This window comes from Mesorhizobium sp. M7A.F.Ca.US.010.02.1.1 (genome assembly GCF_004023085.1).
Classification (GTDB): domain Bacteria; phylum Pseudomonadota; class Alphaproteobacteria; order Rhizobiales; family Rhizobiaceae; genus Mesorhizobium.
In genome coordinates this window covers 64,901-79,881 of record NZ_RZRV01000028.1, presented here as the reverse complement: position 1 = coordinate 79,881, position 14,981 = coordinate 64,901, and the positions used below count along the sequence as shown (strand labels likewise).

Here is a 14,981-nt window from a genome sequence, read left to right as displayed (position 1 = left end):
CCGACAAACAGGTTCAGCACCCCGCCGGTATAGCGCGGCAAACCGGAAATGGGGTCGAGTCCCACCGTGCCCAGCCACAAGCCCAGCGCCAACGCGATGAAACCCTTGAAGGCGTTGCGGCCGCCCAATACGCTGAGCAGCGAAAGCGCAAAACACATCATCGCCGTCATCTCGGTCGGACCAAACGCAAGTGCATAGCGCGATACCGGAACCGAAAGAGCCACCAGCCCGGCAATGCCGAGAAAACCGCCGACGAAGGAGGCGAAGACGCTCGTTCCCAGCGCGCGCCCGGCCTCTCCTTTCTGGGCCATTGGATAGCCATCGATGACCGTCATCACGGAAGGTGCGTCGCCGGGAATGCCGAGCAGGATCGACGTGATGGCGCCGCCGAACATCGAGCCATAGTAGACACCACCGAGGCACGCGATTGCCGCGACGCCGCCGAAGCCTGCGGCCACGGGCAGCATGATCGCAACACCGGCGGTCGGTCCGAGGCCAGGGAGCGCACCGATCAGCAAGCCGATCACAGCGCCCAATATGGTGCAGGCGAAGATTGCCGGATCCGTGGCGGCGAGAATTCCGTCCCACAGCAGAGCAAGCGTTTCCATCGCGGTACCTCTCTTGGGTGGCCGATTAGCTAGAAGCCGAGCGGTCCCCTAGGGGTCGGCACGCCCAGGAGATTTTCGAACAGCAGCAGAAGGACGATCGGCGTGATCACCGCCACCGCCGTAAGCTTGACAAAGAAAACCGGTCCCGGTTCGGTTCGCAGAGCCAGGCCGATCGCCGCCATGGCCAGCATGGTGGCGATCATCATGCCGAGATACGGGGTCAGCCAGACGGCGATGAGGAGCGCAGCGATCACGACGCCAGCTTTTGCCGCCTCGCGGCCCGATATGCCCGGGCCAAGCTTCTCAAGCCCGCCGAGCGCCCGGTAGAGATTTATTGCGCTGAGCAGAGCGATCGACGAACCGATGATAATGGGGAAGAGACCGGCCCCGGGCGTGGTGCTCTGCATCACGCCATAACCGATGCCCGTGTAGATCAGCCAGAGACCGAAGATTATCAGCAGTGCTGCGACCAGTAGGTCGAGCCGTTGAACGCTCATCGCTTTCCTCCTCCCGATGAGAGCCACCATTTCGGGTGGCTCCGAGCAACGTCATTATTTGATGATGCCGAGTTCCTTCATCATCGTCTCGTAGCGCGCATTGGTGCGCTCGAGCACTTCCTTGAAGCCTTCCGCGTCGACATAGTCCGGGATGTCGTGAAAGCGATCGATATACTGCTTCTTCCACTGCTCGCTGGTCGCAACCTTTTGCAGCACGCCCTCCCAGTAGGTGACGACTTCCGGTGGAACGCCCGCAGGCATGACCAGTCCGCGAAGCTGGGTGTGCAAAATGTCGTCGTAGCCGAGTTCCTTGAAGGTCGGGATATCGGGGAAGGCCGGCGAACGCTCTGCCGATGTGATCGCCAGTGGCCGCAGCTTGCCGGCCTTCATCTGCGCCATCGCCTCGGACGGGTTGAGAAAGCCGACGTTTACATGCCCGCCGAGCAGCGCCGCCATCACCTCGCCCTCACCGTCGAACGGCACGGAGTCGATCTGGATGCCGAGCGCGTTGGACGTCATCTTGGCCAGCAGTGCCGCGTCGGAGACGACGCCCGTCGTGCCCGTGGTGAAGCGAGGCGTCTTCTTCAGGTCGTCAAGCTTCTGGTATTCGCTAGACGTGGGGACAACCATGATGTACGGCGACTGCGCGATCGCGGCGAGTGGAGTGAAGTCCTTGTAGCTCACCGGCGAGCCACCCAGGAGTGGCGTTGTGAAAAAACTGACGCTGACGGTCGCCAGATGATAGGGATCGCCCTTTTCCTTGGCGACTGCACTGTAGCCGACCGCGCCCGAGCCGCCTGTACGGTTCTCAGGCAGGATCTTCACAGGGATCAGCTTCATCTCCTCGATCACGCCGGCGATGGTGCGGGCGAGCGTATCGCTGCCGCCGCCGGCGCCGAACGGGATTATCATCTTGATGTCCTTGTCCGGATACTCCGCCGCCGCGGGACTGACCGCGACGGCCGCGGCTGTGAGCAAACCGAGGCCGACGGCGCGGCCGTGGTTGACGAAATTCGAGAGTGCGTAGGTCATAGTCGTTTCCTCCCAGTTAGAAATTGGAACAGCCCCGGAACCGATCGAACCATTTTTTGGCGGTCCCGGGGCTGCGATTGTCAGGCGTTCTTCTTTTCGATGGTTTCACGCAGCAGGTAGCCGTGTGCATCACGACCGGTGAACTGGCTGCCTTTGGGATCCTTGACCCGGCCATCCTTGAGCGCTTCGTAATTCGGCGTGAAGCCAAGGCCCGGCGCATCCGGGATTGTCATCTTGCCGTTCACGGGGTCGGGCGTGCCGTTGAAGAAATGCTTTCCGGTCATCCACATGCCGTAGTGGAATTCGACCGGGCCGCCATTCATCACGCCTGCCAGAATGTGCATGTTGAAGATCGGCCAGCCGCCGCCATTGGCCATCGGCAGGTTGAAGGCCTGGGCGAGATGCGCCACTTTGAGCGCTTCGGTGTAGCCGCCATTGTAGAGAACGTTCGGCTGCAGCACGTCCACCGCGTGGTGGACGACGAGTTCGCGGAAGCGCCAGCGGTTGCCTTCCATCTGGCCGGCGGCGATAGGTATCTTGACGCGACCGCGCAGGTCGGCAAGCGCACGCGCATCGTTCTGCTGGATCGGTTCCTCGAACCATTTCAGGTTCGCGTCTTCTACGGCCTTCGCCAGCATGAAGGCCTCATGCGGATTGAAGTAGCAATTGGCGTCGATCATGAGGTCGACGTCGGGACCGATTGCCTCGCGTGCGGCATAGACGCGACGCACATCGTCCTTCCAGGTACGCGTCGGCTCGCCGCCGACGACCATCTTCAGCATGGTGTGCCCGTCGGCCAGAAACTTCTTGGCATAGTCGGCGATCTGCTGCTCGTCGAAGAACGGGTAGCCAAATGTCGCATAGGTGTAGGCCTCGCGGGAATAGCCGCCCAGCAGCTCCGAGACCGACTTGCCGACAATCTTGCCCTGGAGGTCCCACAGCGCGATGTCGATCGCCGAGAGAGCGTTGGAAATGACACCGGTATAGGCGCGGTTGTTGAGCTGCTTCCATACTTTGGAGTGGATCGCCTCGGTGTGGAAGACATCCATTCCCTTGATCAACGGAAAGATATGATCCTCGATGCAGGGCATGGTCGACCAGGGCAGGAACTGGCCGGTGCAGCCGAGCCCCTTCAGACCCGTGTCGGTCTCGACCTCGACAAAGACGAACATGCGAGATTCGATGGATTCGCCAATGCCAGGCAAATCGATCTCGTGGCGATGCAGGCTGGCTGTGATGTTTGCAATTTTCAAGTGAGGTCTCCTTGGGATAAATGGATCATATGGCGACCGCGGCGGGCGCCGTCGTTTCGATGGACGCTTTCCAACGCGCCTTGCCGTTAAGGACGTGCTCGCTCCCCCGGCGCCGCGCGAGTTCGGCGTCACCGCATTCGATCGCCTCGACGATTGTGCGATGCTCCAGATTTGTCTGGCCGGGCGATGACAGAGAGCGCCGCAAGGAATGGGTCTCTCGGATTAGGTCGTTGTAGACGCGATGCGCGCAGGAGTGGTCGGCTATGCGGCCGATCAGTTGATGAAGCTCGAGGTTGATCTCGTAGTAGTGCGCGATCCTGCCGGCGGCGATCGCCATGTCCATGTCATCGATCAGGCGCTTGAGCTTTGCCACGTCGGAATCGGTGCGCCGTTCCGCAGCCTGCGCGCACATCAATCCGGTGAGCAATGAGCGCACGTCGTAGTTTTCGGCGATCTCGCGGTGGGACATTTCACGTACGAAAACACCGCGCGCCGGGACGAACACAAGAAGCCCCGCCTCGACCAGCGCACGCGTCGCCTCGCGCACCGGCGCGCGGCTTACCGCCATCTGTTCGGCAAGCACCGCCTCCTTGATCCTGCTGCCGGGCTGCATGTCCCCCGCGAGGATCATCCGCTCGATCTCGGCGTAGACGCGAACGGCAAGACTTGCGGTTCGCTCGATCGGCCTTGCTGCAAAAGTCATGCCTTGCCCCTCGTTTCTCTGCCGCCAGTAAACTGAAAACTGTCGACAGTAAAATCGAGGGGAGAAAGCACCCAGTCCGCGCCGGATTCCTGTGCAATTTGATACAAGCGCCGATGGAGGCCAGGCCCGATGGGAATGCCGGCCTTCTCGCGCTCGGCGCGGACCCTGCGCTCAGGGTCGCCCGCCACCTGGACGGGCTTCAGCGGGTCCACCGGGGGCGTTGCGCGCAGGTCGTGGCAGAAGCGGGAAACGTCGGCTCGGAAGTCCGCTATCGGACGGAACAAGGCGGGGTTGATGGCCATGAAGAAGTGGCCGACATCAAGGCCCCAGGGCTGTTTCGAATGGTTGGGATCGGTGATCAGCGTAGAGCCGGACAGGCACGAGGCGAGGATATTGACCATCCCAGCCAGCCCGTAACCCTTGTAGCCGGCGCTCTCCGCCGACCCGCCCAGTGGCGACAGGAAGCCTCCTTCCATGACCGCCGCCGGGTCCAGCGTGGGCACGCCCTTCCTGTCCATGCCCCAGCCTGGAGGCATGAGTTGACCTTCGACGATCTTGTTTCGGACTTTGCCGGACGCCACGGTCGTCGTGGCCATGTCCAGCACGAACGGTCGGCCGGGCTCCGCGGGCGCCGCGAAGGACCACGGGTCGGTGCCGAAGCGCGCCGCCGCACCACCGGTCGGGGGGACACGGATGCCGAATACGCTGGTGGCAGCCATGCCGATCAACTCATGATCGGTAGCCATCGTGGTGAAGTAACCCAGCGCCCCGAAATGGCCGGAATTGCGAACCGACACCACGCCGACACCGGCTGCGGTCGCCTTGGCGATCGCGGTTTCCATGGCTGATATGGCCGGCTCATGGCCGAGGCCGCCATCGCCGTCGAGCAGGGCACTGACCGCCGTTTCCTGGACGATGGTGGGTTTCGACTGGAAATTGATCGGCCGTGTCAGACGTCGTTCATTGTATTCGACCAACAGCGCGATGCCGTGGCTTTCGAGACCATGGAGATCGGCCCATGCAAGCACGCCTGCCGACTTCTCGGCCTTCTCGGCGGGCATGCCCCAGGCGCGGAAAATGTTTGCGGCCTGACGGCGATGTGTCTCGAAATCATGTCTCATCGTGATCTCCCGGGCGGGCCGCTCGACATGATCGACATCCATCCGACGACCAAGAATAGGAATGTGCCCAGTCGAAACACAACGTCAGCTTCGATTGATTCTAACGATAGGTTTTCTTCATTCCAAGCCAGGAATAATGGGACCCCTCCGGCCGGACGAGATCAGCCCATCTGTCCTGGCCAGTTCGGTGCCCATTCCAATGTCTTTCGCGGTACGCCACTGCTCGTGCAGATTTTCCTGTTCTATTACGGACTTGGCCAGCTTTCCCTGATCAAGGATAACCCGGCTTTGTGGTGGGTGATCAGCAATGGCGCGCGCTGCGCTGTTCTGGCGCTCGCGCTGAACACGGCTGCCTACACGTGCGAAATACTACGCGGCGCATTGATGTCGGTTCCAGTTGGTCTCGTCGAAGCGGCCCAAGCGTGCGGCATGTCGCGCATGCTGCGGTTCCGGCGCATCGAGTTTCCGCTCGCCATCCGCCAGGGGCTGCCGGCCTATGGCAATGAGCTGATCCTCGTGGTCAAGGGGACCAGCCTTGCCTCGACGATCACGGTGCTCGAAATGACCGGTTATGCCAAACGGCTCATGAGCCAGACCTTCGCCATCTTCGAGATCTTTGCTATTGCTGGCGTGATCAATCTGATGTTGATCGCGATCATCCGCTGCACAGAGCGTTTTCTCATGCGCCACGATGCCATGATTTCGTGACGGCCCTACTCGGATAGGTGATCGGAAATCGGCCTTCCGCACTAGCGCAACCTCGAATTGAACTTCGCTGCCGGCGACGTCCGCTTCCAGGCGGTGGATAAAGGGTTTGGACGTCCGGATGGGTGCGCAAACCCGCCGCTCGCTACGGCGCTGTTTACGGCGCGCTCTCGAAGCCTCCATCGAGGACCAACTGCGACTTTGCCGAGAACACTCATTTAAAGAGAGATGGACTGTCGTTGGGACCTGTGCGGATGCTGCCATCTCTGGTGCAAGCATCGTCCGTCGACCAGACATTCAGCGGCTCCTGAGTGATGCTCAAAGCGGGCAGTTCGAGATCGTTCTTGCCGAGGCGCTTGATCGCCTCTCACGCGACCAGGAAGATTGGCTGGTCTCTTCAAACGGCTGCGCTTCGCCGGCATCAATCTCGTCACCCTCTCCGAGGGTAAAGTGGACGGGCTTCATGTGGGCCTCAAGGGAACGATGAACGCGCTCTTCCTGCGTGACCTTGCGGTTAAGATCAGGCGCGGACAAAGCAAGGTCAAAAAGCTCGATGAAACCGGCCAGCCGATCCGCGGTCTGCGCGAGATTGATGAGCATCAAGCACAGGTCGTGCCCAGAATCTTTCAGGAATTCGCGGTTGGTCGATCATCGCGTGCGATAGCTGTTGACCTCAATAAAGAAGGTATCCCATCGCCGTCTGGTGGCGCTTGGGGCGCCTCGACGATCAACGGCAATCTCAAGCGAAGCCATGAACCGCCAACGGAATAAGAAAGCTGAGAAGCCGTTCATCGACATCGACAGGCAGATCGCCAATATCGTTGATGCCATCGCCGACGGTCTCGACGGCCAGCATGAGATCGAAGTTGCTGGACCTCGAGAGCGAGAAGAAAAGTCTAGGGCGAGACCTTCAAGTCATGGCAGCCGCTGAAAGCATCGTGGAGTTTCACCCGGCGGCGGTCGAGGCTGCCGGAAAGTGTCAGAACTCCAGCGGGCGCTGCAATCCGACGAAAGCGAGCGTCACGAGGCAGCGAGGATTGTCCGTTCGCCAGTTGCGAAGATCGAGATCATTCCGACCGAGGGCAGGGGGCAGATTGAGCTCAAGGTCCACGGTGCGCTGGCGGAACTCCTCAACTTGGCAAACCGCAACCAGGAGAGGCGCCTAACGCCGTATTGATGGTAGCGGGAGACCGCTACATCGCGAGACCCGATTAGGCGTTTGGGCCATGGTGTATTTCGGTGTTCTGGTCAGGGTGGCAGCCTGGCTGCTGTCGCGTTTACTTCCCGCGGGCTGAGGTATAGATAAGATTTCTATAGCTCATATTTTTCGCTACTATGAGTTATAGAAAGGGGTTCTATAGCTCATGGCATGGAATTGGGAGCAGGCCGACTGGCCGCATTTTACCTACGACAAGATGGCGTTGGACCCGCTGGAAAGCGAGTTCCTATTGCGATCGGGCGAGTTCCTCGGCGTCTTTCGTCACGTCGGTTCCGAGGACCGCGATCAGATCCGCATCGAGCTTATCAGCGAAGAGGCCTTGAAAACGTCTGCTATCGAAGGGGAATACCTCAACCGCGAGAGCCTGCAATCGTCCTTACGGCAGCAACTTGGGCTTGGAGATGAAAACAGACGCATTCCTCCAGCGGAGCGAGGCATCTCCGAAATGATGGCCGACGTGTACTTGCATTTTGCAGAGCCGCTTTCGCATCGCACCCTCTACGCCTGGCACAAGATGGTGATGTCGGGTGAACGGCCCACCGAGACTATCGGCAGTTATCGCCAGCATGCCGAGGCGATGCAGATCGTCTCCAATCGGCCGGACAAGCCCAAAGTGCATTTCGAAGCGCCGCCCTCATCGCGCGTGAAGGCCGAAATGGACGCCTTCACGATCTGGTTCGATGACACCGCCCCCAAAGGCAAGACGCCGCTTCCCGCACTGACGCGCGCCGGCATCGCGCACCTCTGTTTTGAAAGCATCCACCCGTTCGAAGACGGTAACGGCCGCATAGGACGTGCCCTTTGCGAAAGGGCGCTGGCGCAAAATCTTGGCGAGCCTAGCCTGATCGCACTGGCCTATACGATCGAACGTCATCGTAAGGCCTACTACGACAGCTTGGAAGCCAGTAACAAGAGCAATGCGATTACCGGCTGGCTGCTCTACTTCGCCGCCACGATCCTCGAAGCGCAGCGCGTAACGCTCGCCCGCGTCGAGTTCTCCGTCGCCAAGGCCAAGTTTTACGAGCACATCGGGGTCAGTTCAAGGAGCGCCAGGAAAAAGTCGTCGCCCGGATCTTCCGGGAAGGTGTCGACGGGTTCAAAGGTGGCCTCAGCGCGGAAAACTACATCGCCATCACCCAGACATCGCGCGCGACGGCAACTAGGGACTTACAGGACTTAGTCGCCAAGGGTGCGCTAACAAAAACCGGTGAACTCCGACACACACGTTACACGCTGAATATTCGTGACGATCGCGCGTAAATCCCATCGGTGAAAGAGGCAGGCTGTCAAAGAGCCTGCTTGCCTCAGCATCGGTGAATGGCGGGCAGCTACCCGGCAGGAAGTGGTGGAAGGGTTACGCGCGACAGGAAAACCTAAGAAGAAGAAAGGCGGCGCCATTCTCGCGGCCAGGTCTCGGCTTAGGCCGGTGGACATCTACTGTTATCTGAAAGCTCGCTTTGGCGAACACCGAACGGTTTTCAAAACTTCCTGCGCAAGGATGACAGCGATAACTGGATGCATTGGGACTACAACAACAAACAAGCGAAACCAGCCGATCGCAGTTATTTGACCACGGCCATCTCGTTCTTGGAAAGAAAGTTGTGTCGTTTGGACGAATATTGGAATGTCCGTTTCGTTTGCCATTGACTGCAAAATTCTTGCTGTCAGCCAGCAATATCATTCGTTTGTCTGGGCCAAAAAGCCGATGCAATTGTCGCGCCCGTAGCAGCAATTCCGCCTTGGGATAAGACATTTTCCATGTTGCGGGGGGGGGGGACCATCGGCGCCGTAGCGCCGAAGGAAGCGAGAAGATGACGGGATTGGAATTTCCAGGACCAGGCCTCACCGCCGAACAATGGGAACGCCTTAAAGCCCTGGCGACCTCGCTGAAGCCCGGCCAGGCGCTGTGGATCCGTGGCTATTTCGCCGGGATCGACCATGCGCGTGCGCGTCGTTCGGAGACATTGCTTCTCCATCGGCATCGGATCACTCCGGATCGGCAGCACCGGCTGCGGTTTCTTCGCGATCGCTGACGATCCTGTTCGGCGGTGAGACCGGCAACAGCTCCGGTCTCGGCAAGGCGCTCGGGGAAGCCGTCCGCAGGCAAGGATTTGAGCCAGCCCTGATCGACATGGCCGACTACAAGCCGCGCAAGCTCAAGGACGAGCAGGACATACTGATCATCACACGCACCCATGGCGAGGGCGATCCACCGCTTTCAGGCATGGGCTTCTTCGAATTCGTCGAGAGCCGTAAGGCGCCGTGTCTTGAAGGCGTACGCTATGCGGTGCTGGCGCTCGGCGATTCCACCTATGAACGCTATTGCGAAGCCGGTAAGCGACTCGATCGGCGACTGGCCGAACTTGGCGCAGTGCGACTGCAGGACCGGGTCGATTGCGGCGTCGACTATGAAGACGAGGCCGCTGGCTGGATCGCGACTGCCGTCACTAAGCTTGCGCCGGCCACTTTCGGACCAGGTTTACCAAACAGGACGGCTGGCTCGGCAAGCGCTTCTACGGCGAACTTCTATGAAAAATTTTTCGACGCTGCCGGAAAGCGCATCGCGTGGGAGATCGTGCAAGGACTGAATGTTCGCATCAATCAACTGCGGTCGATGACCATAACTTCAACCAATCGCCGGGAATCGGCGATACGCGAAATGACCGCGATCATGAACGCGATCAAGTCTCGCGATCCTAACAAAGCTGCGGCGGCCGCCCGACACCAAGTCGAACAAGCCTGGTCTATCGCGCAACAATTGTTGCGCTCGCGGTGATTTTTTGTGAAGCCCAAGCGGTGATGCAAGCTCCCGACCCCGGCCGGCTGATAATGTGAGCTGACGGCAATAGTTTCTCCTGGCGATGTTTTAAAGATTGCCTGATTGTCCAAGGGGACAGCTATGCGTTCGAGTGAAATACGAGGCCGCTTTCCTCACTCAGCTCGCTGTCAGGATAGCAAACTGCAGGAAGCATGACTTGGCCTCTGTACGGATACCGCTGGAGACGGCGGGACATTCGTCAATCGGGACGGCGTGCGTAGAGAAAAATCCAAAGGGGCGGGATTAACGTCCTACCGTGCTCCGTGAACAGGTCATGAAACGATAGGTGCCGCGTTTTGACATGATCATAGAGCTCGGGTCGCCACGCCGCTGAGCGTTCGCGGACACGTGTGATCTACTAGGGATACGCCGAAGAGCCTTGCCCTTCAGCGTAGCGGAGGCACCGCTCTGTGGGTCCGTACGACCGCTCGGGATAAACCTGTTCCTGCTCCAGCCGGCGATTCTATCGCCTCGCGCCCGCCTTCTTTTGGCTTGCTGGCCAAGGCGGTAACGCTATCATGACGTCCCTTGGCTGTGCTGCGGCCAACCTGATCGTTTCGGAACGCCTGCCTGTCGGCCTGCTCGCTAATGGACTATCCGAGCGGGATACTTCGTCGGCGCGTTGCCCAGCCGTAGTCGGGTAAACACGGCGGGTATGCCATCGGTGGATGCCTTCCACAGCTGTAGTGCAACTCCCGGCTGAGACAACGCCCTGCCAGGACGGATAACCAGCCAACTCAGGTTTGTTATGTTTAAAAACAATCAAAATGGACCGCAAATTAGATAATGATAGACATATCAAGCGAGCTGACATATTGTCAGATGGAGGCTGACATCGGGAAAGTGGCCTCGATATCTTGGGAGGAGATAGAAATGAAACCGAAGCTATTTTTGCGCGCGTCCGCTGCCGCCCTCATCACGGCAAGCTGCTGCGTTGCCTTCAGCGCATTCGCCGGTGACAAGCCCAAGGGGCTGATGCTCTTTTCGTATCTCGGCGATCAAGCTTATGTGCGCCAGTACAACGTCGCCAAAGGCCGCGGCAGCAAGATCGAAGACGTTCAGATCGACGTTAAATCGGGCACCTCGCGCGGCGACGTCAACTTCTTCATTCAAGAGATCGTCAACGCTCCCGCGGAAGGTTACAAGGTTATCGCCGTCAACACCGGCGCCACCTCCAAGGAGCTGGTAAGCGCGCTCAATGATGCGACCAAGCAAGGCATCAAGGTGCTGTCCTTCGACGGCGCGCCGCCGCCGATCGATGATCTCACGGCTCAGGTGAATTATGATCCGGTCGGGGCCGAAAAGGCGGTTGTTCAGGAGTTCACCAAGCAGCTCCCCGCAGGAGGCGAGATTGGCGTCATCCGCTGTATCGCTGGCCTGGCGGACACCGACGCATTCATCAACGCTTTCAAAGATGCCGTGAGGGATACGAAGTTCAACATCGTTGCCGAGGGCGACGCCCGCTGCGATCCCGAGAAATCGCGAACGATCGCCGAGGGCATGTTGAATGCGCATCCGAATCTGGTCGGCATCTACGACATCTTTGACGTCTCCGCGCAGGGAACGCTGCAGGCGCTCGAGGCGGCCGGATCCAATGTCATCGTTGGTTCGGTCGGCGGCCAGGAATATGCGCTGAAGGCGATCGCTGCGGGCAACAAGAACTGGAAGTTCACGGTGCCTTATCCGTTCGAGGTGATCGCCAGAACAGCCACGGACACCACCGCTGACCTGGTCCGAGGCAAGAGCGTTGAAAAGCTCGTGGTGGTGCCGGCGCAGCCGGTCCAAACCTCGGAGAATGCCGGCGGCATGCTGAAGACGGTCTCCGACGTGGTGGCCGGCAACGTTGATGACGTCGTGAAATAGCGCCACCGATGGAAGCGCATGTCGACAATGCGGGGAAGTCGCCCGACACGGGGGCAGGGCGCCGCGACCACCTCTCCGTCCTGCTATGGCTTCTGCAGGCCGGGCCGATCATAATTCTCGTAACCCTGGTCGTGGCATTCGGCCTGCTTGCCCCGCATTTTATTTCGGTGCGCAATCTTCAGAACCTCCTGGCCCAAAGCGCGATTGTCTGCGCCTTGGGCCTGGGGCAATTCCTCGTGATCCTGGTTCGCGGTGTCGATGTTTCCGTCGGCAGCGTCATAGCCCTGAGTGTTGTTACGGTGGCCACGTTGACCGGTGTCGATCAGCCCAGCTCGATTGCGCTGCTCATCTATCCGCTTGTTGGCCTGATTGTCGGACTGATCAACGGCTTCCTCATCGTCAAAGGGGGAATTCCGCAGCCCCTCGTGGTCACCGTGGCCATGCTTGGCATTGTTGCCGGTGTCGCCTTGCTCATCAGCGGTGGCAACACGCTCGTGGGTGTTTCGCCTGCCGTGCATTGGCTTGCAAACGGCAAGGTGCTGGGCTTACCTGCCGGCGCGTTGATGGTCCTCGTTCTTGCAGGGCTGTTCTGGCTCATGTTGCGGCGGACGCAATGGGGCCGCTGGCTCTATGCGGTGGGTGGTAATCCCGATGTCGCGCAATGGGTTGGACTTCCGCGCGACAGGCTGATCATGAGCGCCTACGCCATCTGTGGCGCCACAGCGGGCATTGCAGGCATGCTGTATCACGGCCGGACAGGGTCGGCTTCACCTCTTTCCGGCATCGGCTATGAACTGGACGCCATCACGGCGGTGGTTGTCGGTGGGGCAAGTCTCTTCGGAGGTCGCGGCAGCATCACCAATGTGCTGTTCGGCGCGCTGATTATCGCCACCATCCGCAGCGGCCTTCAGCAACTCGACGTCTCTCCGTTCTGGTCGTCGGTGGCAATCGGCATCGGCATCCTCTTGGCGCTTGAGCTCGATGTCTTGCGCAAACACATCGAGACCCGCCTTCGAACGCTGCGCGCGAGGCAGGTGAGCCAATGAGTGTCGCCTCGCCTGACAGCATTTCCAACATGGCCACCGATGCACGTCTGGTTCTCTCGGTGCGGGACGCGCGCAAGGCCTACGGGTTCGTAACAGCGCTGGCTGGTGCGTCGCTTGACCTCCATGAGGGCGAGATTGTTGCCTTGCTCGGCGACAACGGCGCCGGAAAATCGACACTCATCAAGGCGATCACCGGCATCGTAACGCTGGATTCCGGTGACATCGAGCTTGACGAACGCCCATTGCGGCTGCGGTCGCCCGCCGACGCGCGTGCATCGGGAATCGAGACCGTATTTCAGGATCTTGCTGTTTTCGACAATCTGACCGTATCCGATAATTTCCTGATCGGGCGCGAGCAGACGTGGCCTCGCTGGCTCGGTCCGCTGGGCTTCCTTTCCGCCGGACAAGAGCAGCGACAGTGGCGGCAATATGCCAGCGCATTGAGCGTCTCCCATGTCTCGCCCTCCCAGGAGATCGGACTGATGTCGGGCGGCCAGCGTCAGGCTGTGGCGGTTGCACGGGCGGTGGCGTTCGCCCGCCGAGTGGTCATTCTGGATGAACCCACGGCGGCACTTGGTGTGCGCGAATCCGACGAGATATTGACGATGGTAAGACGCCTGCCGGAGCGAGGCCTGTCGGTCATCATCGTCAGTCACAACATGGACCACGTCGTGCGCGTGGCGGATCGTGCCGTCGTCATGCGGCAAGGCCGAAGCGTCGGTGAGATGATTGTACGCCAAGGCGTTCAGAAGGATCTTGTCGCGATGATCATGGGCGTCACCTGAAACAGCGTCACCCGGAAATCGTGCTGCCTTGTGAAATTGGATTGGCACGATCGACGGCAAGTCGATCGATGAGCTCCTCCACTTTCCCAAGGCTGAAGATATCCTCAAGCGCCAGATAGGCAGCGCCAAAAAGCGCGCTGTCCTTCGGCGGGTTGGCAAGGACGATCTGCAATTCGCGCGTGGCAAGCGGAAGGCATCGCTGGTAGACCAGTTCGCGGATACCCGACAACAGAAACTCTCCACCCTTGGCGAGTGTCCCCCCCACAACGATCAGGTTCGGGTTGAGAATACTGACGACATCGGAGGCGACTTCGCCGATCACCCGCCCAGCGCTGCGCAGCAGCATCAGGGCTTCCGGCTTCTGCATTTCGACGAGCGATATGACATCACGGGCGTTCTCCGCCTGGAAGCCTTTGCTCGAGAGATCACGGGCAATCGCCCAGCCGCCGGCGCGGGCTTCGACACAACCGAGCTTGCCGCAGCGGCACAAAGGCGCGTTCTCGGAGTTGAACTGGATATGGCCGATGTCGCCGGCCGCGCCCTGAGCGCCACGAAAGATCTTGCCGCCCGCGATGATGCCGCTGCCGATACCCGTTCCCGCCTTGATGAAGAACATGTCATCGACATACGGGAAATTCTGGCGATGCTCGTGGATCGCCATGAGGTTCACGTCATTTTCGACATAGATTGGAACATCGAAGCGACGGCGCAGCCAGCTGATGATGTCGAATTCGTCCCACCCGTGAAGGACCGACGGACCGACGACGCGGCCGCGTTTGAAATCGACCGGCGTGGGCATGCTGAGGCTGACTCCAAAAAGTGAGCCATGGCTGGTCCGAGCCTTCGCTGCAAGAATGTCGAACCCGTCGGCAATCTGCTCGAGGGAAGCCGCCGGTCCGTCCGATGCGTTGAAAGGTATTGTGCTTTGCGTGACGATTGCGGGTTCGAGATCCATTGCGGCAAGATGGATGTAGGTTTCGCCGATATTGGCGACGAGAAAGAAACCGGCCCGTTCATTGATCCCAAGCACGCGCGTCGGTCTCCCGCCGCTGGGCATGGTGCGCGCCGTCTCGCGGATCAGACCGGAGTCGATCAGCGCATTGAGGCGCTGGGTCACAGTCACGCGTGACAATCCCGACGCGTCGAGCAACGCCGACCGGGACGTGGCGGCGCCGGTGGCAATCAGCGAGAGAATTTCACCACTGTTCGCAAGAGCGGGATGCTCCGCCGTGCCATTTGTCCTTGCCATTCCGCACGTCCCCGTTCGCCCTGAGATTTAGCCATAAACCCACGGGAGATAAAGGCGTGTTCTCAACAAAACGGCGTAAGTT

The 14,981-nt window shown here is 59.9% G+C and carries 16 protein-coding genes and 1 pseudogene; 10 read left to right on the top strand and 7 right to left on the bottom strand.

The window, feature by feature from the left end; all coding sequences use genetic code 11:
• From EOA19_RS24290 to EOA19_RS24265, 6 genes are all read right to left on the bottom strand, one after another.
• A partial coding sequence (locus EOA19_RS24290; protein WP_164893018.1) for a tripartite tricarboxylate transporter permease occupies nucleotides 1-608 on the bottom strand: 608 nt, incomplete at its 3' end.
• 29 nt (nucleotides 609-637) lie between these two features.
• A complete protein-coding gene (locus EOA19_RS24285; RefSeq protein WP_164780469.1) occupies nucleotides 638-1,105 on the bottom strand; it encodes a tripartite tricarboxylate transporter TctB family protein in 468 nt (155 codons plus the stop codon).
• A gap of 54 nt (nucleotides 1,106-1,159) precedes the next feature.
• On the bottom strand, nucleotides 1,160-2,137 hold the full coding sequence (locus tag EOA19_RS24280; RefSeq protein WP_127297354.1) for a tripartite tricarboxylate transporter substrate binding protein: 978 nt from the start codon (nucleotides 2,135-2,137) through the stop codon (nucleotides 1,160-1,162).
• An 80-nt stretch (nucleotides 2,138-2,217) separates the two neighbouring features.
• Nucleotides 2,218-3,390, bottom strand: coding sequence for a mandelate racemase/muconate lactonizing enzyme family protein (locus EOA19_RS24275; RefSeq protein ID WP_127297355.1), 1,173 nt, complete (start codon nucleotides 3,388-3,390; stop codon nucleotides 2,218-2,220).
• Nucleotides 3,391-3,415: 25 nt separating this feature from the next.
• Complete coding sequence (locus EOA19_RS24270; protein WP_127297356.1) at nucleotides 3,416-4,093, bottom strand: GntR family transcriptional regulator; 678 nt, start codon at nucleotides 4,091-4,093, stop codon at nucleotides 3,416-3,418.
• Nucleotides 4,090-5,214: an Ldh family oxidoreductase gene (locus tag EOA19_RS24265; protein WP_127297357.1), complete on the bottom strand. Its 1,125-nt coding sequence runs from the start codon at nucleotides 5,212-5,214 to the stop codon at nucleotides 4,090-4,092. Before EOA19_RS24265 ends, EOA19_RS24270 begins: the two co-directional genes overlap by 4 nt.
• A gap of 27 nt (nucleotides 5,215-5,241) precedes the next feature.
• Between EOA19_RS24265 and EOA19_RS24260 the strand changes: the two genes are divergently transcribed.
• The 10 genes and pseudogenes from EOA19_RS24260 (at nucleotide 5,242) to EOA19_RS24225 (ending at nucleotide 13,650) form a co-directional block, all read left to right on the top strand.
• Nucleotides 5,242-5,922, top strand: a complete 681-nt coding sequence (locus EOA19_RS24260) for an ABC transporter permease subunit (protein ID WP_245486289.1) — start codon at nucleotides 5,242-5,244, stop codon at nucleotides 5,920-5,922.
• Nucleotides 5,923-6,040: 118 nt separating this feature from the next.
• A complete protein-coding gene (locus tag EOA19_RS36560) occupies nucleotides 6,041-6,406 on the top strand; it encodes a recombinase family protein (protein WP_348629774.1) in 366 nt (121 codons plus the stop codon).
• Nucleotides 6,304-6,690 (top strand): recombinase family protein, encoded by a 387-nt coding sequence (locus EOA19_RS36555; protein ID WP_348629775.1) that lies wholly within the window; start codon nucleotides 6,304-6,306, stop codon nucleotides 6,688-6,690. The genes EOA19_RS36560 and EOA19_RS36555 overlap by 103 nt, the downstream gene beginning before the upstream one ends.
• Entirely contained in the window at nucleotides 6,671-6,850 is a 180-nt protein-coding gene (locus tag EOA19_RS24250) for a hypothetical protein (RefSeq protein ID WP_127297358.1), read from the top strand. The genes EOA19_RS36555 and EOA19_RS24250 overlap by 20 nt, the downstream gene beginning before the upstream one ends.
• Nucleotides 6,851-7,283: 433 nt before the next feature.
• A pseudogene (locus tag EOA19_RS24245) lies at nucleotides 7,284-8,398 on the top strand (Fic family protein).
• 551 nt (nucleotides 8,399-8,949) lie between these two features.
• The gene (locus EOA19_RS36040; RefSeq protein ID WP_245486293.1) at nucleotides 8,950-9,171 is read left to right on the top strand and encodes a hypothetical protein; all 222 of its coding nucleotides are present in this window, start codon (nucleotides 8,950-8,952) and stop codon (nucleotides 9,169-9,171) included.
• Entirely contained in the window at nucleotides 9,102-9,914 is an 813-nt protein-coding gene (locus EOA19_RS24240; RefSeq protein ID WP_245486291.1) for a flavodoxin domain-containing protein, read from the top strand. The genes EOA19_RS36040 and EOA19_RS24240 overlap by 70 nt, the downstream gene beginning before the upstream one ends.
• Before the next feature lie 864 nt (nucleotides 9,915-10,778).
• On the top strand, nucleotides 10,779-11,819 hold the full coding sequence (locus tag EOA19_RS24235; protein ID WP_164780471.1) for a sugar ABC transporter substrate-binding protein: 1,041 nt from the start codon (nucleotides 10,779-10,781) through the stop codon (nucleotides 11,817-11,819).
• Nucleotides 11,820-11,827: 8 nt separating this feature from the next.
• The gene (locus tag EOA19_RS24230; protein ID WP_128305005.1) at nucleotides 11,828-12,865 is read left to right on the top strand and encodes an ABC transporter permease; all 1,038 of its coding nucleotides are present in this window, start codon (nucleotides 11,828-11,830) and stop codon (nucleotides 12,863-12,865) included.
• The gene (locus EOA19_RS24225; RefSeq protein WP_245486288.1) at nucleotides 12,862-13,650 is read left to right on the top strand and encodes an ATP-binding cassette domain-containing protein; all 789 of its coding nucleotides are present in this window, start codon (nucleotides 12,862-12,864) and stop codon (nucleotides 13,648-13,650) included. Before EOA19_RS24230 ends, EOA19_RS24225 begins: the two co-directional genes overlap by 4 nt.
• Nucleotides 13,651-13,657: 7 nt before the next feature.
• Here EOA19_RS24225 and EOA19_RS24220 read toward each other — a convergent pair whose 3' ends face one another.
• On the bottom strand, nucleotides 13,658-14,899 hold the full coding sequence (locus EOA19_RS24220) for an ROK family transcriptional regulator (protein WP_127297950.1): 1,242 nt from the start codon (nucleotides 14,897-14,899) through the stop codon (nucleotides 13,658-13,660).
• Between the last annotated feature and the right edge of the window lie 82 nt (nucleotides 14,900-14,981).